This is a genomic window from Streptomyces sp. HM190 (genome assembly GCF_009857135.1).
Classification (GTDB): domain Bacteria; phylum Actinomycetota; class Actinomycetes; order Streptomycetales; family Streptomycetaceae; genus Streptomyces; species Streptomyces heilongjiangensis.
In genome coordinates this window covers 539,597-563,969 of record NZ_CP047318.1, presented here as the reverse complement: position 1 = coordinate 563,969, position 24,373 = coordinate 539,597, and the positions used below count along the sequence as shown (strand labels likewise).

At 74.4% G+C, this 24,373-nt stretch carries 5 protein-coding genes and 1 pseudogene; 4 read left to right on the top strand and 2 right to left on the bottom strand.

Annotated features, from left to right (window positions below; translation table 11 throughout):
* Positions 1-46: 46 nt before the first annotated feature.
* Positions 47-318: pseudogene (locus GSY65_RS02190) on the bottom strand (NAD(P)H dehydrogenase); the annotation flags it as partial.
* Between the two features lie 97 nt (positions 319-415).
* The gene (locus tag GSY65_RS02185; RefSeq protein ID WP_159765671.1) at positions 416-1,618 is read right to left on the bottom strand and encodes an NAD(P)/FAD-dependent oxidoreductase; all 1,203 of its coding nucleotides are present in this window, start codon (positions 1,616-1,618) and stop codon (positions 416-418) included.
* 802 nt (positions 1,619-2,420) lie between these two features.
* Here GSY65_RS02185 and GSY65_RS02180 point away from each other — a divergent pair.
* The 4 genes from GSY65_RS02180 (at position 2,421) to GSY65_RS34240 (ending at position 24,371) form a co-directional block, all read left to right on the top strand.
* Complete coding sequence (locus GSY65_RS02180; protein ID WP_236579669.1) at positions 2,421-3,689, top strand: NAD(P)/FAD-dependent oxidoreductase; 1,269 nt, start codon at positions 2,421-2,423, stop codon at positions 3,687-3,689.
* Positions 3,690-4,156: 467 nt separating this feature from the next.
* Positions 4,157-5,359 carry an aromatic ring-hydroxylating oxygenase subunit alpha gene (locus GSY65_RS02175; protein ID WP_236579668.1) on the top strand — a complete coding sequence of 401 codons (1,203 nt, stop codon included), beginning with the start codon at positions 4,157-4,159 and terminating at the stop codon, positions 5,357-5,359.
* Positions 5,356-14,811 (top strand): polyketide synthase, encoded by a 9,456-nt coding sequence (locus GSY65_RS02170; RefSeq protein ID WP_159765670.1) that lies wholly within the window; start codon positions 5,356-5,358, stop codon positions 14,809-14,811. Before GSY65_RS02175 ends, GSY65_RS02170 begins: the two co-directional genes overlap by 4 nt.
* Positions 14,808-24,371 (top strand): SDR family NAD(P)-dependent oxidoreductase, encoded by a 9,564-nt coding sequence (locus GSY65_RS34240; protein ID WP_159765669.1) that lies wholly within the window; start codon positions 14,808-14,810, stop codon positions 24,369-24,371. The genes GSY65_RS02170 and GSY65_RS34240 overlap by 4 nt, the downstream gene beginning before the upstream one ends.
* The last annotated feature ends 2 nt before the right edge of the window (positions 24,372-24,373 follow it).

Sequence of the window (24,373 nt, the reverse complement as noted above, 5' to 3'; positions counted from 1 at the left end):
AGGGCCGGAAAGCCGTCGGTCCGTCCGCCGCTTCGGCGCAGGCGGCCTACAGGCCGGACTTCAGGGCGGCCACGATCCGGATCGCACGCTCGGCCTGGTGGTGGGCGGTGTTGCGTGTCGTCTCGTCGACCGCGTTGACCCCCTGACCGGCCACGTGGGACGTGCCCAGGGGTTGACGTCGGCGAACTTGACCGGGTCCGTGAAGCCGGGCGCGACGAGGATGCCGCCGAAGTGGTGGATCGAGTTGTGGAGCGCGAGCAGGGTCGACTCCTGGCCGCCGTGGGCCGCGGCGGTGGTGACGAAGCCGCTGCACTCCTTGCCCGTCGGCGAGCTTGACGTTCGTGGTCACAGGGGTTTCCTTCGAATAGGTGTGGGGGGTACGGGGGGTCGGGGCTCGGGGGTGATGCGGCCAGGGTCAGGACGCCCGCGCGCTTTGCGGGTTCGCCTGGTCCAGCAGGGCCTCCACGTCGTTGACCGGCGGATAGATCCACTCGGTGTTGATCTTGACCTTGATGTCCTTGGCCGTTTCACCGGTGTGCAGGACCGTCCGTTCGAAGCCCGTGGTGAAGACGGCTCCCTGCGCACCGAGGTCGAGGCACGTGACGTAGGGCGCGGCACGGAACGGGAGCGGGGGCGCCCCGAGCAGACTCGCCGCAGCGTTGTGCCCCGCGTACTTGCCCTGCGGAATCGCGTGCTGGCAGCTCTGGGTGACCGGGTGGCCCGGGGCCGCCTCGGGGGCCGCCGTGTCGCCGGCCGCGTAGACGCCCGGTGCGCCCGGCACCGCCAGATACTCGTCGACGTGCAGCCGGCCCAGCCGGTCGAGGGGAGCCGCCACCTCCGCGGCCAGAGGGTGGGCACGCATGCCGGCCGTCCACACGACCGTCCCGGCCTCCAGGACGCTGCCGTCCGAGAGGCGCACCCGGTCACCGTCGACCGAGTCGATGGTGACTCCCGTCCGGCGCTCGACCGCCAGCCGGTCGAGCGCCTCCTCGATGACGGGCCTCGGGCCGTCTCCCAGTTCCGGTCCGACGACCTCGGCCTTGTCGACCAGGATCACGCGTACGTCGTCCGCCGCGGAGGCTGCGGAGGCCAGCTTGCGGAGCCGGCCGACCAGCTCGGTGGCCACCTCGAGACCGGTGAAACCGGCTCCGACGACGACCGCCGTGAAACGAGCGCGCGACGGGGGCGTGTCGGCCAGGGAGTCCAGGTGCCTCTGGAGCGCCTCGGCCGCCTCGATCGAGTCCACGTCGTGGACCGCCTCGGACCCCGGGAACGCGGGGCGGACGACGCGGCTGCCGACGGCCAGGACGAGACGGTCGTAGGGGACGGGCTCATGACCCCCGTCGAGCGTCACCGTCGACGCCTGAACGTCGATGCCGGTCGCGGCCGCGGTGACGATGTCCACGCCGAGCGTGCCCAGCACCTTGCGCAGCGGCACTTTGACGTCGTGCGTAACCTGTTCGTACAGGCGCGGACGGATGACGAGATCCGGGCTCGGGCTGATCAGGGTGACCGACAGTTCGTGCCGCGGCACGTTCTGCTTGTCGCGCAGCCGAATGGCGGCCGCGGCACTCCACACGCCGGCGAAGCCACCGCCCAGAATCACGATCTTCTTCATACGACTTCCTTGAGGGCAATCGACGGAACGGCCAGCCGGCAACGAGCGGCGCCGTGCGACCGTTCTCCGGACGTCTCGGGGACACACATCACCGTGCCCGGGCGGGCTTTCGACCGGCTGTCCACTCACTGCCCGGGGCGACAAGGCCGCGGACAGGGGCGTGGAGACGACCGGCGGCACCGGCGGCGCCCAGGTGGTGCGCAGGGACACGAAGCCGGGACCTTCCGGGTGTCGTACCAGGGAGGTCCATCCCTTGCCGACAGGGGCCACCCGGGCGGAGCGCCAGGTCTTGCCGTCGTAGGAGACCTCGACCGAGGGCTTCTTGATCTTCCCGGCTGCGGGTCTGCCGCAGGCATCCGCGGATTCCGGCCCGCTGCGGAAGTATTCGGCCACTGTTGGCGCGATTTATTCTTCTAACTTCTCGGGTTACGTCAACTGAGTAATTCGAGCGGGAAGGCGGAGCGGAGGTTCATTTCTCAAATCGCTTCCTTTACCTACGCCGTGTGTTCCATGGAAGCGCCATCACTTACTGAGCGTGGCTGTGATCCAGGTCTCCTCGCGAGTGACGCAAGCCATAGGTATGGTCAAAACCGCCATTCTGAAACCGTCATAACGGTTGATAGTGGACGTCGATGTTCTCGCATGTGAGCGGAGTTGTTTATTCCGGCGCCTTATCGGCGCGATGCTCAATTGACTCGCCTCTAACCTTCTCTTGACCTTTGTTGGCCGATACTCATAGCCTTCACGTCACTATCGGCGCCGCCGACCACGTGCGCTGGAACCGGGCCCGATTATCTTCCGGTTGCCTGACCTGAACATGGGGGATCGCGTGTACGACGTCATTGTTGTGGGTGCCCGCTGCGCCGGCTCTCCGGTCGCCATGCTCCTGGCACGCCTCGGTCACCGGGTCCTGGTGGTGGACCGGTCCTCTTTCCCCAGTGACACCGTCTCGACCCACTACATCCACCAGGCGGGGCTGCTGAAGCTCCGCGAGTGGGGACTGCTCGACGAGATCGTCGACGCGAAGACCCCGGCGCTCCGCAAGATGCACTACGCGTACCGGGGCATCGAGCTCAACGGCTTCGCCGACCCCGTCGACGGCCTCGACGCCGTGTACTGCCCGCGCCGCACCGTGCTCGACGAGATCCTGGTCAACGCCGCCCGCAGGGCCGGCGCCGAGGTGCTGGAGAACTTCACCGTCTCCGACGTCCTCGCCTCCGAGGGCCGGGTGACCGGCATCCGGGGGCGGGAGGGCGACGGACCGGAGCGGGAGTTCCGGGCGTCGGTGGTCATCGGCGCCGACGGCTTCCACTCCACGGTCGCCAAGAAGGTCGGCGCCGAGCTGTACAACGTCCGGCCCGCGGCCGGATTCATCTACTACTCGTACTTCAGCGGACTCGACTGGGGCCTGCACCACAAGACCGGCTTCCACGAGCGCTGGTTCGGCAGCTGGCCCACCAACGACGGGCTGACCATGCTGGCCGTCATCTGCACCCGAGCCCAGCTCAAGGACTTCCGCACCGACGTGGAGGCCCGCTTCCAGGCCGTCTTCGACGACGTCCACCCCGACATGGGCGCCCAACTGCGCGACAGCGGGCGGCGCGAGGAGGACTTCCGTCCCATGCGCTACCCGGACAACTACTACCGCCGTGCCCACGGCCCCGGCTGGGCTCTCGTGGGCGACGCGGGCTACCACAAGGACCCCTACACCGGGTGGGGCATCACGGACGCCCTCCTCCACGGCGAGCTGCTCGCCGAACGCATCCACCAGGGACTGGCCGGGCAGCGGCCCATGGACGAGGCGCTCGCCGAGTACAACAAGGTGCGCGACGAGGAGAGCGCCGGCGTCTACGACTTCACCACCACGCTCGGCGAACTCACCGAACTCCCGCCGTTCTTCAAGGCGACGATGAGCGCGATGAGCGCCAGCCAGGAGTGGACCAACAAGATGCTCGGCCTGATCGGCGGGGTCGTCCCCGACTACGAGATCTACGCGCCGGACGCCCTGGAACGTCTCTACGACGACGCCGGCGTACCCGAGGAGGAGCGGGTCTACGACCCAGCCGCCTGACTCGGACGGACGGCACCCTCCCCGGCGGCAGCCGGGGAGCGGTCGTCGTGCCCGGGCGCTCGGGCCGACCGCCGCGTCCGGTGCGGCATGGTGTCCCGCCACCCTCCCGACGCGCCGCGCGCCGGGAGGCCATGGCCCCCCTCGGGTCGCGTCGGCCTCTCCGCCGCCCGCCCTCTCCCGCCCGCCGCCGCACGGCCCATGCGCTGTGCCCCCCGGGCGGCGGGAACCCCGGAGCCCGCGCCACGCCGCGCCGGCAGGGTGACGTACGGCGCCGCCGCGCCCGTCCCGCCCTCCCCGTGCTCCGAGCCGCCCCCGTACCGCCGACCCGCACGGAGTCGTGCCGCCGACCGCCACCGGACGGGCGGGCGCACTCCCGGGGCCGTCGCACCCCGGTGCGTACGCCCCGTGGCCCGGGCCGGGCCCTCCGCCACCGCCTTCCCGCACCTCACCCCGAGGGAGCCCAGCAGATGACGCGCGCGTCCAGCATGTTCGACCTCATCAGCGAGCAGACCGAGCAGAGGCCGTACTTCGAGTCCGGTGGCATCGGCCGGTCGCACGAGTTCTACACCGGCCAGGAGCAGTTCCAGCGGGAGATGTCCCGCATCTACGGCCGGCACTGGCTCCCCGTCGACCACGTCTCCCGCCTGAAGGAGAAGGGCGCCTACAGCACGCTGAACATCGGCAGCGGCTCCGTCCTCCTCCTCCACGGCGACAACGGCATCCAGGCGTACCACAACTACTGCCGGCACCGGGGCTACAAGCTCGTGGAGGAACCCAGCGGCAAGCGGCAGAGCCTCGTCTGCCTCTACCACTGCTGGGTCTACGACCGCAACGGCCGGCTCAAGAGCCTCAACGGCACCTACTTCGACCACTTCTTCGAGAAGGAGAAGAACGGTCTGCTGCCCGTCCGTACCGAGATCCGCCACGGCGTCGTCTTCATCACCTTCTCCGACGACGCCCCCGACCTGGACGAAGCCCTCGGCGAGTTCGGCGAGTTCGCGCGGGTCTACGCGCTCGCGGACCTGGAGTGCGTCCAGGCCAAGGACTATCCCGTCGCCTCCAACTGGAAGCTCGTCGCCCACAACGTCAACGAGTCCCTGCACTTCCCGACCGCCCACAAGGACCTGCACCGCATCACCGACTTCGACGACGCCGGCACCTACGACCTCCGGGGCGACATCGTCGGGGCCTGGCAGTCCATCCGCAGCGGCTTCAACTCCGTGTCCATGACGGGGCGCAGCCGGCGCACCCCGCTGCCGCTCGTGCCCGAGGCCGACCGGCAGCGGATCAACTGGATCACCATCCTGCCCAACCTCCTGTTCGGGTTCACCGCCGACTACGTGATGATGCAGTGGGTCTGGCCCGAGAGCCCCGGAACCTGCTTCGTACGGCACTTCTGGCTGTTCCACCCCTCCGAGACCGCCAAGGACGACTTCTCCCACGAGGCCGTGTTCGCCCTGTGGGACAAGGCGAACTACGAGGACTGGGAGATGTGCGAGCGCACCCACCGCGGTCTGTCGAACCCGCTGTGGACCCCGGGCCAGCTCTCCCTCGACGAGGAGGTCGTCTCCCAGATCGACGCCTGGGTCGCCGCCCGCACCGCGGACGGCACGCCGGAGAGCGCGGGCACCGACCCGGTCCGCCCCGCCGCGGCGGAGGGCGGAGCATGACGACCACCTGCTACGTCATAGGAGGCACCAGGGTCCTCACCCGGTGCACGGCGAAGCTGCTCGACGCGGGCGTACACGTCGCGGGCGTCCTCAGCGACGACACCGCCGTCGTGGCGTGGGCCGGCGAGCACGACGTGCCGGTGCTCGACCCGCACGCCGACCTCGCGGCGACCCTGTCCCGCCGGCCCTTCGACTACCTGCTCAGCATCGTCAACTTCCGCATCCTGACCGCGGACGTCCTGAACCTCCCGCGGGTCGCCGCGGTCAACTTCCACGACGGCCCCCTGCCCCGCTACTCCGGCAGCCACGTCCCGGCCTGGGCCCTGTACGAGGGCGCCACCCGGCACGCGGCGACATGGCACCGGATGACGGAGGCCGTGGACGCCGGCGGCGTCCTCCTCGAACGCTGGTTCCCGGTGCGCGACCACTCCACCGCGCTCTCCCTGACGTACGAGACCGCCGAGGTCGGCATCGACCTGTTCGACAGCCTCGTCCCGCACATCGTGGCGGGCACCCTGCCCGACGCCGTCGACACCGCCGACCGGGAGCGCCGCTTCTACCGGCGGTCCGCGCGCATGGCCTCCGGCGGCATCGTCCACGCGGGCACCCCGGCCGCCGAGGCAGCCCGTCTCTCCAAGGCCCTGGACTACGGCAGCTTCCCCAACCCGCTCGGCATCCCCACCCTCCTCACCGAGCAGGGTGCCGTCCTCACCCGGCAGATCAGGCTGATCCCGCGCGACGAGCCCCGCACGGACACCGTGGTGCGGTCCGTGACCACCTCGGCGCTGACCCTCTCCGCCCCGGACGCCGACCTCGTCCTCAGCGACTTCGCCGCCGTCGACGGCAGCGCCCTGAGCGGGCAGGCCGCCGCGCAGCGGCTCGGCGCCGTCGAGGGCGCCCCCCTGCCTCCGGTCGGCGCCGAACGCCTGGCCGCCGTCGCCGCAGCCCAGAAGGCTCTGCGCGTCCACGAACCCTGGTGGCGGGCCCGGCTGCTCGACCTGCGCCCGGCCCGGCTGCCCGTCGACGACTTCAGTGCCGGCGCAGCGCACTACGGCCGTTACGAGCTGGCGTTCGTCCCCCGCTCCCGCGAGGAGACGATCAGTCTCGTCCGCGCCTTCCTCGCCGTCGTCGCCGAACGCGCCGAGGAACCCGCCTTCGACTTCGCCTGGTCGCCGTCGGCCGCCCGCGCCCGTGCCGAGGACACCCACGGCATCGCCGCAGCGCGGTTCCCCGTGCGGTACGACGGCGACAGCGCGAGCGCCCTGCGCGACAAGCTGGACGAGGCCGCGGCCCGCAGCGGCTACACCGCCGACCTGGAGGTCCGGCTCGGCCTCGCCGGACGGCCCCTGGGCAGCGGGGAGCCCACGTTCACCGACGTGATGGTCCTCGAACGCGCCTCGGGCGAGGAGGCGTCGGCCGCCCCGCACACCGAGATCGCGCTGCTCTGCCTCAGGGACGGCCCGCCCACCGTCTTCGTCCGGGACACCGCGATGGCACGGGAGGAGGCGCTGGAGTTCACCGAACGGATCGAGGACCTCGCCCTCGCCGCCCTCCTCCACGGCGACGACATCCCGTCCGTCTCCCGGCCGGGCGAGACCGTCTCCGTCTCCCGGTCGGGCGAGGCCGTGTCCGTCTCCCGGTCGGGCGAGGCCGTGTCCGTCTCCCGGTCCGGTGAGACCGCGCCGCCCGCCGGGGACGCCACCGCGTCCGGCGGCGGGACCGTCCTCGACCTGTTCGCCGCCGCGGTCGCCGACCGGCCCACCGCCACCGCCGTCCGCAGCGGCACCCGCACCCTCGACTACGCCGCTCTCGACGCCTGGGCCGACGCGGTCGCCGCCCGGCTGCACGACCAGGGCATCGAGTCCGGGTCGGTCGTCGGCGTCCTCGTCGACCGCGGTCTGCCGCTGCTGCCCGCCCTCCTCGGCATCCTCCGCGCCGGGGCGTCCTTCCTGCCCCTCGACCCCGGATACCCCACCGACCGGCTGCGCGGCTACACCGAGGTAGCGCGGTGCGACCTGATCCTGACCGACCCCGCCACCCACGCGCTCGGCGCCTCCCTGGGCACCGCCCTGCCCGTACCCGAGGCGGACGGGTCGGCCCCGGCCGTGCCGCCGACCGTCACCGCCGGCGACCTCGCGTACACCCTGTTCACCAGCGGATCCACGGGCACCCCCAAGGGCGTCGAGATCGAGCACGGGGCGCTCGCCGCCTTCCTGACCGGGATCGGCGAACGGCTCGGCACCTCCGCCGACGAGGTCGTCCTCGCCCACACGACGGTCGCCTTCGACATCTCCCTGCTGGAACTCCTGCTGCCGCTGACCGTCGGCGCCGAGGTCGTCCTCGCCTCCCGCGAGACGGCCCGCGATCCGCAGCGCCTCGCCGAACTGGCCGGCCAGGTCACCGTCGCCCAGGCCACCCCCAGCATGTGGCGGCTGCTCCTGGCCACCGGCTGGACCCCGCCCGCCGGACTCACCGTCCTCTCCGGCGGCGAGGCCCTGCCCCGCAGCGTCGCCGAGAGCCTGCACGCCACGGCGCGGGCCCTGTGGAACCTGTACGGCCCCACCGAGGCCACCATCTGGGCCTCCGCCCACCGCGTCACCTCCGTGGGCGCCTTCATCCCGCTGGGCGAACCGCTGCCGAACCTGCGGCTGCACGTCCTGGACGAGCACCTCGCCCCCTGCGCGCCCGGTACGGAGGGCGCGCTGTGGATCTCCGGCACCGGCCTCGCGCGCGGGTACGCCCACCGGCCCGACCTCACGGACGACGCCTTCACCGTCCACCCCGGCACCGGGGTGCGCATGTACCGCACCGGCGACGAGGTGCGGCTCCACGCCGACGGCGCCCTGGAATGGCTCGGCCGCGCCGACGCCCAGGTCAAGGTGCGGGGCAACCGCATCGAGCCCGCCGAGATCGAGCAGGTGCTGGAACGGCTCCCCGGCGTCACCGCGGCCGTCGTCACCGCCGCGCGCTTCGAGGGCCGGGGCGAGCCGCGGCTGACCGCCTACCTGGTCGGCGACCGCCTGCCCGCGAAGGACCAGTTGGACGAGCTCGTCGGTGCCACCCTGCCCGAGTACATGGTCCCGGACGCGTACGTACGGCTCGACGCCCTGCCCCTGACCGACAACGGCAAGGTGGCCCGCGCCCGACTGCCCCGGCCGTCACGCGACACGATCCTGCGCACGGACACGTCGACGCCCGTCCGGGACACGACGCCGGCCACCGAGGGTGCCGTCCTCACCGGTGAGGCGCTGACCGCGCTCGTCGCCCGGGTCTTCGGCGAGGTGCTGGGGCAGGACGGCTTTCCGGCGGACGCCAACTTCTTCGATCTCGGCGGTGAGTCGGCCAACGTGACGGTCGCCGCCGTGCGCCTGAGCCGGGAGCTGGGTGCGGAGGTCACCGCCCCGTCCCTCTTCGCGACCGGCACCCCGGCCAGGCTGGCGCGACTGCTGGCCGACGAGGGGGTGGTACGGGTTGCCCCGTCGTCCCCGTCGTCCCCGTCGTCCCCGCTGTGCCCGTCGGCCTCGCCGGACTCGCAGGCACAGACCCCGGTCGAGGCCGCCGAGCCCGCACGGGAGACGGCCGAGGCGGACCGGCGGCCCCGGACGGACGTGACGCAGTCCCCACGGGCCGTGGACCGGCCTGCGCCGGGTGACGCGCCTGAGGGGGCGCCGGACGAGGTGCCCGAGCGCGCGCGGGAGGAGATGCCCGAAGGGGCGCTGGCCGTGGTCGGGATGGCGTGCCGGTTCCCCGGCGCCGCCACCCCGGACGAGTTCTGGCGCAACCTGGCCGACGGAGTCTGCAGCATCGGTGACGCCCCGGCGGACAGACGCGGCTGGGCCCGGCTGTGGACCGGCGCCGCGGCGGACGCACTGCCGATGGGCTGGGTCGACGGCGTCGCGTCCTTCGACCCCGCACGGTTCGGCCTCAGCGACCGCGAGGCCCGCCGCCTCGACCCCCTGCAGCGGATGCTGCTGAGCGTGACCGCCGAGGCGCTGGAGAGCGGCGGCCACGACCACGAATCGCTCGGCGGCGACACCGGCGTCTTCATCGGCACGATCGCCAGCGACTTCCCGGAACTGGTCGCCCGGAGCGTCGGCCACGACGACCCGCACGTCGCCACGGGCACCGCGATCTCCATGGTCGCCAACCGGCTGTCGCACGTCTTCGACTGGTCGGGCCCGAGCATGGCCGTCGACACGGCGTGCTCGTCGTCCCTCGTCGCCCTCCACCAGGCCGCCGTCCACCTCAGGTCGGGCGACATCGACGCCGCGGTGGTCGGCGCCGCCAACCTGGTGCTGACCCCGGACAAGACCCGGTCCTTCGCCCGCAACGGCATGCTGTCCCCGCAGGGGGTGTGCCGGGCGTTCGACGAGGGCGCCGACGGCTACGTCCGCGGAGAGGGCTGCGGCGTCGTGCTGCTGAAGCGGCTCGCGGACGCCCGCCGCGACGGCGACCCGGTCCTCGCGGTGATCCGCGGCACCGCCGTCAACCACACCGGCGGGAGCGCCGGCTTCCTCACCGCGCCGAGCAGACCCGCCCAGACGGCGGTCCTGCGCAAGGCGCTCGCCGCCGCCGGCGCCGCCCCCGCGGACATCGGCTACGTCGAGGCGCACGGCACCGGCACCCAGCTCGGCGACCTCGTCGAACTGGAGGCCCTGCACGCCGTCCTCGCCGGGGCCGGTCACCCGGTCGCCGTGGGGTCGGTGAAGACCAACATCGGCCACCTGGAGCCCGCCGCCGGCATCGCTGGACTCATCAAGACGATCCTCGCCCTCCAGGCCGGGACCATCCCGCCGTCCCTCCATCACACCGACCCGAACAAGTCGTTCGACTTCGCGGCCTCACCGCTGTTCGTGGCCGACCGGCCCCTGCCCTGGGACGGGCCGCGCATCGCCGGCGTCAGCAGCTTCGGCTTCGGCGGCGCCAACGCGCACGTGGTCGTCGAGGCCGCGCCCCCCGCACCGCACGAGGACGCCGACCGCGACCGGCTGCCCCGACTGGTGACCCTGTCGGCCGTGTCGGACGGCGCGCTGCGCACCCTCGTGCAGCGTCTGGTGCTGATGCTGCGCTCCCCGTACTGCCCGTCCCTCAGGGCGCTGAGCGAAGCGAGCCACAGGCGGACCCCGGCGGACCACCGGCTCGCCTGCGTGGTCGACAGCCTGGAGCAACTGGAGGACAAACTGCGGCTGTTCCTGGCCGGCGTGGACGACGCCCGCTCCCTCCACCTGGGAGTGGCCGCCCCCTCGTCGAACACGGACGGCGCGCCGGTCGCGGACGGGGCGGACCGGGAGGAACTGGAGGCGACGGCACGGCGGTTCGTCACCGGCGCCGACCTCGGCACCGGGCCGGGACGGGCGGGCGTACGCTTCCCGACCGCGCCCCACGACGAGACGTACCTGTGGCTGGAACCCGTCGCCCCCGCGACGCCCCACGAGGTCCCGCTCCCCGACACGCCCGCCGGGTCGGCCACCACCGGGCGTACGACCCACTCCTGGGCGCGGCTCCCCGAGGCCGACGAGCACGTCGTCCTCGGCAGGCCCACCCTGCCCGGCGCGGCCTACCCCGGCAAGGTGGCCGAACTCGTCGGCCGGGAACGGTTCGGCCTGCGCGATCTGACGTTCCGCAGGGCCGTCGAGACGCCCGCGACCCTGTCGGCGGAACGCGACGGAACACGCCTCGGCTTCCGCGACGGCGACGGCGCCCTCGTCGCCACCGCCGAACTGACCGCGCCCGAGCCGCCCGCGCTCCGCGTCCCGGCGGGCGACGACGGCCTCACCCCCGTCGAACTCGGTGCGCTGTACCGGGCCTTCGCCCGTGACGGACTCGTCTACGGCTCCGCCTTCCGGACCGTCGCGGCGCTCGCCACCGCCCCCGGTCGGGCGACGGGAACCCTCCGGGCCACCTCCGCGCCCGAGGGCGTGGCCGACGCCCGGCTCCTCGACGGCGCCTTCCAGATCGCCCTCGCCGCGTGCGGCGCGCAGGGACTGTACGTGCCGTTCGCCGTGGAACGCCTCACCGTCCTCGGCCCGGTCCCGGCCACGGCCCGCGTCCACGCCCGGCGCGAGAGGGACACCGGGCCCGACTCCGGCCTGCTGACCGCGAGTCTGGTGATCCTCGACGGCGACGATCCGGTCCTGGAGGCCCGCGGCATCACCTGGAAGCGGCTTTCGGGCACGCCCTCGTCCGGCGCCCCGAGCCCCGTCGCGGCCCGTAGCGCCGACGCCGCTCCGGCGAGGCCCGCGGTCCCGGCCGCGCGCAGCAACGGGCACCGTCCTGCGCCGCCCGGTCCGGGCAGGGGGCGGGGCGACGGCCTCGACGCCACCCTGGCCCGCTGGGTGGCGGACGCCCTGGAGAAGGGGGTCGACGAACTCGAACCGGACCGCCCGCTGCAGGAACAGGGCCTGGACTCCGTCCTCGCGGTCGCCCTGGCGCAGGACATCCGCGCCAGGCTCGACGTCGACATCCCGGTCACCCTCGTCCTGGAGACCGGAACGGTCGACCGGCTCACCGCCGAACTCCGCGAGGAGTACGGGGTCACCCTCACGCCCGGCGCCGCCGACATCCCCGACACGCCGGCGCACCCGGCTGAGCGGGAACCCCAGCCGGAGGACCCCCTCGTTCCCGCCGCACCCGCCGCCACCCCGACCGGGACGGCCCTCACCCCGGCCGCGCAGCCTGCCGCCTCCACCGCACCCGCCTCCGCCGCTTCGGCCCCCGCACCCGCCTCCACCGCGCCGACCACCGCTCCCGCCGCCCCCGCCGTCGGTGGTGCCGACCCGGAACGGCACGCCATCGCCGTCATCGGCGTCGACGGTGTCTTCCCGAGCGCCGCCGACCCGGGGGAGCTGTGGCGGGTCCTCCTCGACGGCGCGGACTGCCTCCGCGAGGTGCCCGCCTCCCGCTGGGACATCGACGCCTACTACGGCACCGACGGCGAGCCCGGCACCGTCTACCTCAGGCGGGCCGGATTCGTCGACGGACTCACCGACTTCGACCCCGGCTTCTTCCGGCTGTCACCCGCCGAGGCCCGGTGGATCGACCCGCAGCAGCGGCACCTGATCCAGTCGGCCTGGCGCGCGCTGGAGGACGCCGGGCTGGCCGGCCGGCCGGACCGCTCCACCGGCGTGTTCGTGGGCGCCAGCTACCAGCACTACCGGGACCTGGTCGTCGACGACGTCGTGCAGACCGCGGCGGGACTCGGCAACCACAACGCGATCCTCGCCAACCGGCTCAGCTACTTCCTCGACCTGCACGGCCCCAGCATGACGGTCGACACGCTCTGCTCGTCGTCGCTGGTGGCCCTGCACACGGCGGTCCGCAGCATCCGCGCCGGCGAGTGCGAGCAGGCGATCGTCGCCGGCGTGCACCTGGGAATGTCACCCCAGTACTTCCAGCTCGGCTCACGCCTCCGGTCGTTCTCGCCCACCGGCAGGTCACGCGCCTTCGACGCGGGCGCCGACGGCTTCGTCCCCGGCGAGGGGGTCGTCACGGTCGTGGTGAAGCCCCTCGCGGCGGCGCTGCGCGACGGCGACCGGGTACGGGGTGTCATCCGCGGGACCGCGGTCAACCACGGCGGCCGTACGAGCGGCCTGACGGTGCCCAGCGGCGCGGGGCAGCAGGAGGTCGTGGCGGCGGCCCTGGCGGACGCGGGTGTGTCCCCGGAGTCGATCGGGCTGGTCGAGGCGCACGGCACCGGAACCGGGCTGGGCGACCCGATCGAGGTGGAGGGGCTGATGCGGGCGTGGCGCCGCTTCACGGCACGGTCGCAGTTCTGCGCGCTCGGCTCCCTGAAGAGCAACATCGGCCACCTGGAGCCCGCCGCCGGACTCGCCGGGCTGGTCAAGGTCCTGCTGGCGCTGGAGCACCGGGTCATCCCGCCCACGGCGAACGTGACACGCCCGAACGACCACATCCGCTTCGAGAACACGCCCTTCTACCTCGCGGACCGGCCCGTCGAGTGGCCGCGGGGGAGCGGGCCCCGGCGTGCGGCGGTCAGCGCCTTCGGCATGGGCGGCGTCAACGCCCACGTCATCGTCGAGGAGGCCCCCGAGCCGCCCGTCCCCTCGGGCCCGGCCCAGGACAGCCATCTCCTGCGCGTCACCGGCGCCGACGAGGCCGCCGTACGGGCCCTGGCCGCCGCCTACGCCGACCGTGTGGCCGTCACCCCCGAGGACCGGCTGGGCGACGTCGTCCTCACCGCCAACGCCGGACGGGCGGCCCAGCGCCACCGGGTCGCCGTGCAGGGCGCCACGGCCCGCGAGCTGGCCGACCGGCTGGGCGACGTGGCGGCCGGCCGCACCCCCGTCGTCCGGCACACCGGCAGGGCCGTCACCACCGCCTTCCTGTTCACCGGGCAGGGCTCCCAGTACCCCGGCATGGGCCGCGGCCTGTACACCACGGAACCCCGCTTCCGCGACGCGCTGCACACCTGCGCCGACCTCCTCGTCCCGCACCTCGACGTCCCCCTCCTCGACCTGCTGTGGGGCGACGCCCGGCACCTGCTGGAGACGACCCGGTACGCCCAGCCCGCCATCGTCAGCGTCGAGGTGGCCCTGACCCGGTACCTGGAGGCCACCGGGGTCCGCCCCGACGCCGTCGCCGGACACAGCCTCGGTGAACTCACCGCCGCCTGGTGCGCCGGAGTGCTCCCGCTGCCCGACCTGCTCCGGCTGACCGCCCTGCGTGGACGCCTCATGCAGGACCGGCCCGCGACCGGCGCCATGGCCGTCGTCCACACCGACACCGCCACCCTCACCGAGGCGTTGCGCGCCCATCCGGGCCTGGAGATCGCCGCCTACAACGCACCGAACGTCCACACCGTCACCGGTCCGGCCGACACGCTCGCCCGCTTCCGCGAGGACACCCCGCACCGCACCGGGCTCCTCCCGGTCAGCCACGCCTTCCACTCCGCCGACATGGAGCCGGCCGTCGCGCCGTTCGCCGAGGCCGTGGCGGCGACCGCCCTCACCCCGCCCGCCATCCCGTTCGCGTCCACCCTCACGGGGACCTGGCACACCCCGGACTCCGCCGTGGACGCCGGGCACTGGGCCGAGGCCATCCGCCGGCCCGTCCGCTTCACCCAGGCGCTGGGCGCCCTCGCGGAGACCGACCCGAAGGCCGTCTGGGAGATCGGCCCGCACCCCCACCTCACGCCCCTGGCCCGGACGACCCTCGCCGAGCCGCACCCCGTCTGGCTCACCACGCTCCACCGCGGGCGGGGCGACCAGACACAGCTGCACACCGCCCTCGCCACCCACCACAACCTGACGGGCGCCGACCTGGACTGGCCCGCGCTCCACGAGGGCAAACCGCACCGCACGACCACCCTGCCCGTCTACCCGTTCCACCGAGAGCCGCTGGCCGCGCCCCCCGCACGTCGCCGCGCAGTGACGAACGCCGTCAGCCACCCGCTGTTCGACCGCCACTACGAGCACCGGAGCGAGGGACAGTGACGCAGCGAGCCGAGACGTACGAGAAGACCTTCGCGGGGGGCGAGCCCCTCATCGCCCAGCACCGCGCCGCCGGCACCGGACTGCTGCCCGCCGCGGCGCAGTTGGAGATGGCGATGGTGGGCGTGGCCCGGCTCGGGCCGTTCGCACCGCTGGAACTGACCGACGTGGCCTTCCTCAGGCCCCTCACCCTCGCCGACGACGCCACGGCGGCCGTCCGCCTCGACGTCGTCCACGACCCGGACACCCGCTTCGAGTTGAGCACCGTCACCGCCGGGGAACGCAAACAGCTCTCCACCGGCTGCGGCGGGCCCCTCCCGTACGGCACAGCCGCCGGGGCCGTTCCGCGGATCACCGTCCACCGCACCATCACCCCGGACGACCTGTACGCGGGCTGGGCGCGGGACGGCCTGCGGTACGGGCCCGACTTCCGCACCGTCCGCGAACTCACCGTCGGCGAGGGCACCGCCCGCGCCGTCCTGCGCAGCGACGCCGAACCCCTGCCCTGGTTCGCCCACCCCCTGCTGACGGACGGCGTGCTCCAGGTCATGAGCTGCGCCCTCCAGGACCTCGACGGGACGACCGGGCCGCGGCCCATGCTGCCGATCGGCGTCGCGCGCGTCGCCGTCCACACCGATCTGTCGGCCCTGGCGTCCGGGGCCACCGTCGTCGCCCGTCGCACCGCGGTCGAGGGCGCCTACTCGACGGGCGACGCCCTGCTCCTCGGGCCGTCGGGCGAGGTGGCGGCGGAGTTCACCGCAGTCCGCATGCGCCGCACCACCGAAGCGGGCCGAGCCACCGCGCCGAGCGGGCGCCCCGCGCGGCTCGTCTCCCGCATCGTGTGGCGGCCCACCCCCGCCCCCGGCCCGGCCCGCCGCGTCGCGCGGGGCACCTGGGTGGTCCTCCACCACGGCGACGCCCTCGGCCGGCGCACCGCCGGGCGGCTCCGCGCCGACGGCGCCCGCGTGGTGGAGGTCGGCCTCGGCACCGCCGCCGCGCCCCGGCCCGACGAGACCCCCGTGGCGCACCCGGGCGACCGGCTCGTCCTGCCGCACGCCGACGAGGACGCCTTCCGGGGGCTCTGGGAGGACGTGGGGGACGAGGTCGCGGGAGTGGTGCACCTGTGGAACGCCCACGCGACCGACGCCGACGGGCAGGAGGACGGGGAACTCGACGCCGGGCTCCACGGGTGCTTCGCCGCCCTGAAGACGCTCGGCGCCCGGCAGCGCAGATCCCGTTTCCTCGTGGTGACCCGGCACGCCCAGCCGGTGGGGCACGACGACCGGCCGGTGCCCGCCCGCGCCGCCCTGTGGGGACTCGTCCGTACGGCGGCCATCGAGTACCCCGGCCTGCGCCCCCGGCTCGTCGACCTCGACGACACCTCCGACGACGCGCTCATGACGGAACTCGGCGACGGCCGCCCGGAGAACGGAGACGGCTCCACGGCGACGGCCGGCTCCACGGCGAAGGACTCCACGGCGACTGAGGACAGCCCCGTGGAGGTCGGCTACCGCGACGGCGTCCGCCACCAACCCGTCCGCGTGTTCGACACGCCGGGAGGCCCGGCGGCCCGGCCCGTGCGCAGGGGCGGCCGCTATCTCGTCCTCGGCGGACACGGGGGACTGGGCCTGGAGGTGACCCGCCGTCTCGCCGCGGAGGGCGCGGGGCTCGTCGCGCTCGTCAGCCGCAGCGGCCGGCCCGCCGGCGACGCCTCCCGCCCGGTCGACACCGGCCCGGCGGGATGCACCGTCGTGTCCTACGCCGCGGATGTCACCGCCCCCGGTGAACTGCGCGCCGTCGTCGAACGGATCCGCGACGAGCACGGCGAACTGCACGGCGTGGTGCACGCGGCGGGCGTCCTCAAGGACGGGCTGATCCGGACGACCACCGCCGAGGACATCACGGCCGTCCTGCGGCCCAAGGTCTCGGGCGTACGCGAACTCGCCGACGCCGTCGCCGGCACGGACCTCGACTTCGCCGTGCTGTTCGCCTCCGTCTCCGGCACCTTCGGCAACCTCGGCCAGGGCGGCTACGCCGCCGCCAACGCCTACCTGGACGCGTTCGCCCACGCGCACGGCGCGCCCTGGCTCAGTGTCGACTGGGGCCTGTGGGGCGAGGTCGGCATGGGGACGGCGGTCGCGGACCGGCTCCGGCGGCGGGGCGTCCGGCCCCTGGGTACGGCCGAGGCCCTGGACGCGCTGATCGCCGTGCTGGGCGGGGACGCCCGCCAGGTGGTCGTCGCCCACCCCGACGCCTCGGAGGCCGGGCCCGACGCGGACGGGGGGAACGCCGCCGCGCCCCGGCCGCCTGCCGGGACGGACACCGGTGACCTGGACGCCGTACACGTCGCCGAGGGCCGGGAACGGGTCGAGGACGCGCTGGAGAGCTTCCTCGCCGAGCGGCTCGGTGTGTCCTCCTTCGACCGCCGCACCCCCCTCGCCGACTACGGCATGAGCTCCATCATGAGCGTCGAGCTGTCCGAGGAACTCTCCCGCCGGTGGGGCCTCCATCTCCCGGCCACCCTCTTCCTGGAGCACGGCGACTTCGCCGACCTCGCCCACGCACTGACGGACCGTCACGGGGCGGCCGGCGCGGTCGCGCCCCCGGCCACCGACCGGACCCCGGAACCGTCGGACCCCGCAGCACGGGACACACGGAGGGCCGAGCCCGAGCCCGAGGCGGGGGACGCATGCGCGCCCGGGCCCAGACCCGCCTCGGGGGACGCGCCAAGACCCGAAGCGAGGTCCGCGTCGGCCGGGCGGCCCCGGCGGACGCCCGACCCGGCGGATCGGGCCGGCCGGGACATCGCGGTCGTCGCCGTGTCGGGCGACCTGCCGGGCGCGCCTGACGCGGCCGCCCTGTGGCCGCTGCTCCGCTCCGGCGGACACGCGTTCACCGAGATCCCGGCCGCACGCTGGGACATCGACGCGCACTTCGAGGAACGCGGCCCCCACATGACGGGCACCTACTGCCGCACGGGAGCCTTCCTCGACGACATCGACCGCTTCGACCCGTCGTTCTTCGGTATCTCCGTACGCGAGGCCGAGGAGATGGACGCCCAGCAGAAGCTGCTGCTCGAACACGCCTGGGCGGTACGCGACGAGAGCGGCCTCGTCGGCCGCCGCGACATCGGCGTCTTCGTGGGCGCCACCTACACCCACCACCGCGACGCGCGCGGACTGGACACCGTCGGACCGCACACCGCCCTCGGCTCCCTTAACGCGGTCCTGGCCAACCGGATCTCGTACGCGCTCGACCTGACGGGCCCCTCCCAGACCGTCGACACCCTGTGCTCCTCCTCCCTCGTCGCCCTCCAGCAGGCGGTGGCGGCGCTGCGCTCCGGCACGTGCGGTGCCGCGATCGTGGCCGCCTGCCACGTCGGGCTGACCCCTTGGTACTACCGCAGCCTCAGCCAGCTCGGTGCCCTCTCCGAGAGCCTGCCGAGGCCGTTCGACGAACGCGCCGACGGGTTCGTCCCCGGCGAGGGAGCGATCGCCGTCATGCTCCGGCCCCTGGCGGACGCCGAGCGTGACGGTGACACCGTGTGGGGCGTGATCCGGGGGACCGCCGTCAACCACGGCGGTCGCGGCAGCGCCCTGCCCGTGCCGCGCAGCGAGGCACAGTCCGCCGTCATCCTGGCCGCCCTCGACGACGCGGGCGCCGCCCCGGCGGACATCTCCCTGATCGAGACCCACGGCACCGCGACCCGGCTGGGCGACCCGATCGAGATCGCCGCGCTCACCGAGGTGTTCGGCGCCGACCCGGACCGCCGTACCCCGCTCCACCTCGGCTCGGTGAAGGCCAACGTCGGGCATCTGGAACCGGCGAGCGGACTGGCCGGCCTGGTCAAGGTCCTGCTGTGCCTCCGGCACGGGGAGATCCCGCCCCTCGCGGGCCACGAGACGCCGGGACCGCACCTCGACCTCACGGGCGGGCCCTTCGCGATCCCCACGCGGCCCACGCCGTGGCGCTCCGACGCCCCGCGCCGCGCCGGGATCAGCGCCTTCGGGATGGGCGGCACCAACGCCCACGTCGTCGTGGAGGAGTACACCGCAGCTCCCGCACCGGACGCCCCCGCGCAGGACGCGCTCGGCGAGTACCTCCTGCCGCTGTCCGCGCACACCCCCGAGGCCCTGGTCCGGCGCGCGGCGGACCTGGAACGGGTGCTGCGGGCCGCGCCGTCCGCCGCGGGCGCGCTCTGCCGCTCGGCCGCCGTGGGGCGCGACCACCGGCGCCACCGGATCGTGGTCCTCGGCGCCACGGCCGACTCCCTGCTGGCCGGCCTGGCCCGGATCGCACACGGGGACCGGGAGCTCCTGCGGGCCGATGAGATTCCCGGGGCCGGCGAGCCTGTCGGGTCCGGGGGGAACCACGGGGAAGGGGAGGCCCGCCAGGACGGGGAGTTCCACGGCATCGTCCTGCGCGACGGGGTGGCGCCCGCTGGTGCCGACGGTCCCGTCGACGCCGCGCTCGCCGCCCGCCTGGCCCCCTTCACCTCCCGCACCCCCGACCGGATCGCGGCCCAACTCAGGCTCCCGGACGACCGGTTGAGCACCGGGCTGGCCTTCTTCCACGTCGGCGGCGGAACCGTCGACTGGAACCGGGTGTACGCGGGCATGCCGACCCGACGGGTCGCCCTGCCGCCCTACCCCTTCCGGACCGGGGCCGCCGCGGAGCGTTCGACGGGGACCAGCACCACGGACCGGGGGACACGCCGGGACACCGCCGACCTGACGGGGACCGTCCGCCGGCTGTCCCGCGCCCACCGCGTGTTCGGTGAGGACACGCTGCCCGGGGCGCTGACGCTGGCCCTGGCGCTCCGCGGCGCCGGTGTCCTGCGGCGGGTCGCGTTCGTCACCCGCGGCACCGGCTCCGACCCCCTCGTCACCGACCTCGACGACGCCACCCGCACCGGGCCGGTCACCTTCCGGCAGGGGGGCCGGATCGTGGCCCGTCTGGAGGCGGGCCCCGCGGACGAGGTGCCGGCCGGGACGTTCGCCGACCACGACATCGACGTCCTGCGCGCGGGGCTCGACCGCAGCCTCGAACCCACCGGTCTGTACGCCTGGTTCGCGGCCAAGGGCATGGACTTCGCCGCCCCTCTGCGGTCCCTCACAACGGTGCGCTTCTCCGCGGCCAGAGTGCTGGCCCGGATCGACGTCCCCGCCGGTGACGCCATGGAGGGGGCCGCGGTCGCCCTGGACGCCGCGCTGCAGAGCATGGCCGTCCTGACACTGGCCGATCCGGCCGCGGTGTCGGCGGCCTACCTGCCGGTGTCCATCGGGCGCGTCGTACGGCTGGACGATCCCGCGCGGGCCGTCCATGTGCTGCTCGACGCCGACGACACCGCGCCGGACGGGGTACGCCGCGGAGACGTCACCCTGCTGTCCGCGGCGGGCCGCGTCCTGGTGCGCCTGGAGCAGGTGGAGTACCGCACGGTGGCGGCCGGCTCCCGGCAGGAGGCGTACGGCACGGCCGCGCCCGCCTCCGCCGCCCCACCCGCTCCGGTGTCCGCCTCCTCCCTGGCCGCCCCGGTCTCCGTGCCCGGGGCCGGGGCCGGGATCGAGGCCGCCGTGCTGGCGGTCGTGCGGAGCGTCCTGCACGATCCGAGCGTCGCCCCCACCACCTCCCTCTCCTCCGCCGGCCTCGACTCCATGCTGGCGACGGCGGTCGCGGCGGAGATCGAGGAGAACCACGGCGTACGGCTGAGCCCCACGGACGTCCTCGACGCGCCGGACTGCCGTGCCCTGGCCGCCCACGTGGCCGAGCGGACGGAGGCGGCCCGGCCCGCCACCGCCCCCGCCGCACCACCGAAGGCCACCGGCGTTTGCGAGCCCGACCCGGCGCCCGACCTCGTGCCCGAACCGGCGCCCCGCCTCAAGGACATGGCCGTCATCGGCCTCGCCCTCGCCCTGCCCGGCGCCCGGACCCCCGAGGAGCTGTGGCGGCTGCTGATCCGCGGGGACTCGGAGGTCGGGGCCGCGCCCGCCCATCGCTGGGGGAGGTACGCGGAGGGCTCCGTGGCCGACCTCGGCGGCTTCCTCGACAACGTCGAGGACTTCGACGCCCGCTTCTTCGACTTCTTCCCCAAGCAGGCCGAGGTGCTCGACCCCCAGGCCCGCTGGCTGCTGCGCACGACCTGGGAGGCGCTGGAGTCGGCCGGCCTGCCGCCGCGCCGGCTGCCGCCGTCCACGGGGGTGTTCGTGGGCGCCAGCTACCAGCACTACCGCGACTACAACATCCCGCCGGAACTCGACGCCCACAGCGGCCTCGGCAACCACAACGCCTTCCTCGCGAACCGGCTCAGCCACTTCCTGGACCTGCGCGGGCCGAGCATGACCGTCGACACGCTGTGCTCGTCGTCGCTGGTGGCCCTGCACACGGCGGCGCGCAGTATCGGCAACGGCGAGTGCGAGCAGGCGATCGTCGCCGGTGTCCGCGTCGCCATGTCGCCGTTGCACTACGTGGCCATGAGGAATCTGCGGGCCCTGTCCGCCTCCGGCGCGTCGCGGGCCTTCGACGCGGCGGCCGACGGGTTCGTACCGGGGGAGGGCGTGGTGGCGGTGGTGGTCAAGCCGTTGGCGGCGGCGCTGCGGGACGGGGACCGGGTCCGCGGAGTCATCCGGGGGAGCGCGGTCAACCACGGGGGCCGCACCAGCGGACTGACGGTGCCGAGCGCCCGTGGCCAGGGGGAGGTCGTGGCCGAGGCGTTGCGGGACGCGGGGGTGTCTCCGGAGACGATCGGGTTGCTGGAGGCGCATGGGACGGGGACGAGTCTGGGTGATCCGATCGAGGTGGACGGGGTGAGTCGGGCGTGGCGTGTGCACACGGATCGGGCGCAGTTCTGTGCGATCGGTTCGCTGAAGTCCAATGTGGGTCATCTGGAGCCGGCGGCGGGTCTGGCGGGTCTGGTGAAGGCGTTGCTGGCGATGGAGTGCGGGGTGATTCCGCCGACGCTGCACGTGAGGCGTCCCAATGACCGTATCCGTTTCGAGGACACGCCGTTCTATCTCGCGGACCGTGCCCTGCCCTGGCCGCGGGGCGGGCATCCGCGGCGGGCCGCGGTCAGCGCGTTCGGCATGGGCGGCGTCAACGCCCACGTCGTCGTCGAGGAGCCACCGCCCGCACCCGTCCGTACGGGGACCGTCGAAGGCCCGCATCTGATGCGCGTCACCGCGGCGGACGAGACCGCCGTACGCACCCTCGCCGCGGCCTACGCGGACCGCCTCGACGCGGTGCGCGACGACTGGGAGACCGCCGACCTCTGCCACACGGCGAACATGGGCCGCTCCCCGCTGGAGTTCCAGACGGCCGTGAGCGGGCGTGACGCCGCCGAACTCGCCGCCGCGCTGCGCTCCGTCGCCGCCGGCGAGCTGCCGGTCGCCCGCGTCGACAGCTCCCTCACCGCCGAACAGGCCCTCGGGGGCAAGGCCGCGGCCGGGGAGCCGCACCGCCACACCGCTGTCGTCGCCATGGTGAGAGCCGGATACGCGCACGTCGAGTGGCCCCGGCTCGGCACGCCCGGAGCACGCGTCACCGACCTCCCGACCTACCCGTTCGCCGCGCGGAAGCACTGGCACACCCGCGACGACGCGACGGTGACGGCGCCGCAGGACGGCCCCGAGGCCCTGCGCGTCACATGGCACCCCAGCGAACTGCCGCCTGCCGGGGTCCGGCCGCCGCGCGGCTCGGTGCGCCTCGTCACCGCCGACACCGCCCTGCGGGCCGCCCTCACGACCCTGCTCCGCGAGCAGGGCGCGCTCATCGAGGAGACCGGACTGGGCGCCGACACCGTCGTCGTGGTGAACGCCCCCGACCGTCCGGCCGCCGAACCGTCCGACCTCAGCGCGTTCTGGTCCGAACTCGGCGCCCTCGTCAAGGCGTTGCCCGCGCACGGAAGGCTGCTCTGGGCGGGACACCACGGCGTGGCCGTGCACGCGGCGGAACACGCACGACCGGAACACGGGCGGCTGGAACCCGGAGCCACGGAACACCGGCGGCTGGAACCCGGAAACCCTGAGCCCGTACGGTCGGAAGCCGGACGGCCGGAACGCGCGGGACTGAGGCCGGAGGTCGCCGCCATGGCCGTGGCCGTCCGGGCGGCCTGCGCGGAGAGCCGGAAGCGGTGCGCCGTCGTCGACCTGGACCCGGCGGACCCGGCCGACGTCCGGGCCCGGCAGATCGCCGCCGAGTACACGGCCCTGCTCCGGAGCCCCGACGCCGATCCCGGCACGGACCTGTTCTCCGGCACGACCGCGGCCTACCGCCGGGGCGTCCGCTACGCGCCGCGGACGGCCGCCGCCCGGCCCGGCCCCGCGTACCGGCCGACCGGTGACGGGTACTACCTGGTGACCGGGGGACTCGGCGCGGTCGGACGGCATCTGATCCGGCGTCTCGTCGACGGCGGCGCCCGTCACATCGGCGTCGTCGGCCGGTCCGTCCTCGACGAGGCCCGCGCCGCGCTGCTGCGGGAGACGGCGAAGGGGGCCGAGGCGGCCTACCTGCCCTGTGACGTCGCCGACGCCTCCGCCCTGACCGCGGCCGCACGCGAGTTCGGGGCGCGCTGGGGTCGCCTGCGCGGTGTGGTGCACTGCTCCGGCGGGGTCAACCCGTTCGGCGCGATGCACCGCCGGCCCTGGAGCGACGCCGCGCGCGTGGTCGCCCCGAAGGTCCCCGGCTCGCTGAACGCCGTACGCCTGGCCCGCGCGGAGGGAGCCGACTTCGCGGTCCTGGTGTCCTCGGTCGCGGGCAGCCGGCCCCGGGCCGGGCGCGGCCTCGTCGACTACAGCCTGGCCAACGCCTATCAACTCGCCCTGGCCGAACGCGAGAACGACGCCGTCACCACGGTCACCGCGCACGCCTGGCCCAACTGGACCGGCACGGGCATGGAGGCCGACGCGTCGTACTCCGCCGCGCACTCCCTCGCGGCGGACGAGGCGGCCGACGCGTTCTTCGCCCACCTCAGGTCGTCGGGCGCGGTCGTCTTCCCCGGCACGGTCTCCACCGCCGCGCAGCCGCCCGCTCCCGCACCGGCCGGCCCTCCCGCGACGACAGGCGCGAACGGGACCGGGCCGTACGGCGAGGCCACGGAGATCCGTACCGTGATCGCCGCACGGCCGGCCGGCGGACGGAACCACGAGCAGCTGCGCGGTCACGTGCGGGACGCCTTCGTGCATGTGCTGGGCGAGGACCCCGGCGACCGCCCGCTCCGGACGCTGGGGCTGGACTCCCTGGTCATCGCCGAGCTGACCGCCGCCCTGGAGCGGTGCAGCGGCCTCACCGTCGATCCGTCCCTGCTGATGCGGGCCCCCACGGCAGCCGACGTCGCCGCCGGTCTCGCCGCGGCCGCCCCCGAGAGCCCTCCGGCACCCACCGGGGCCGCGCCGCCGACGGGATCCGCGGCGGGACACGACCAGGGTGTCCTCGCGGCCGACGACGACCAGAGCGCCCTCGTGGCCGGGGCCGCGGACGCTCCGCCTGTCTCCGCGGCCGGCGACGACCTGCGTGTCTCCGCCCTGAGCGCCCTGCTGCACCCCCTCCTCACCCGCGACCGGAACCGGTGACG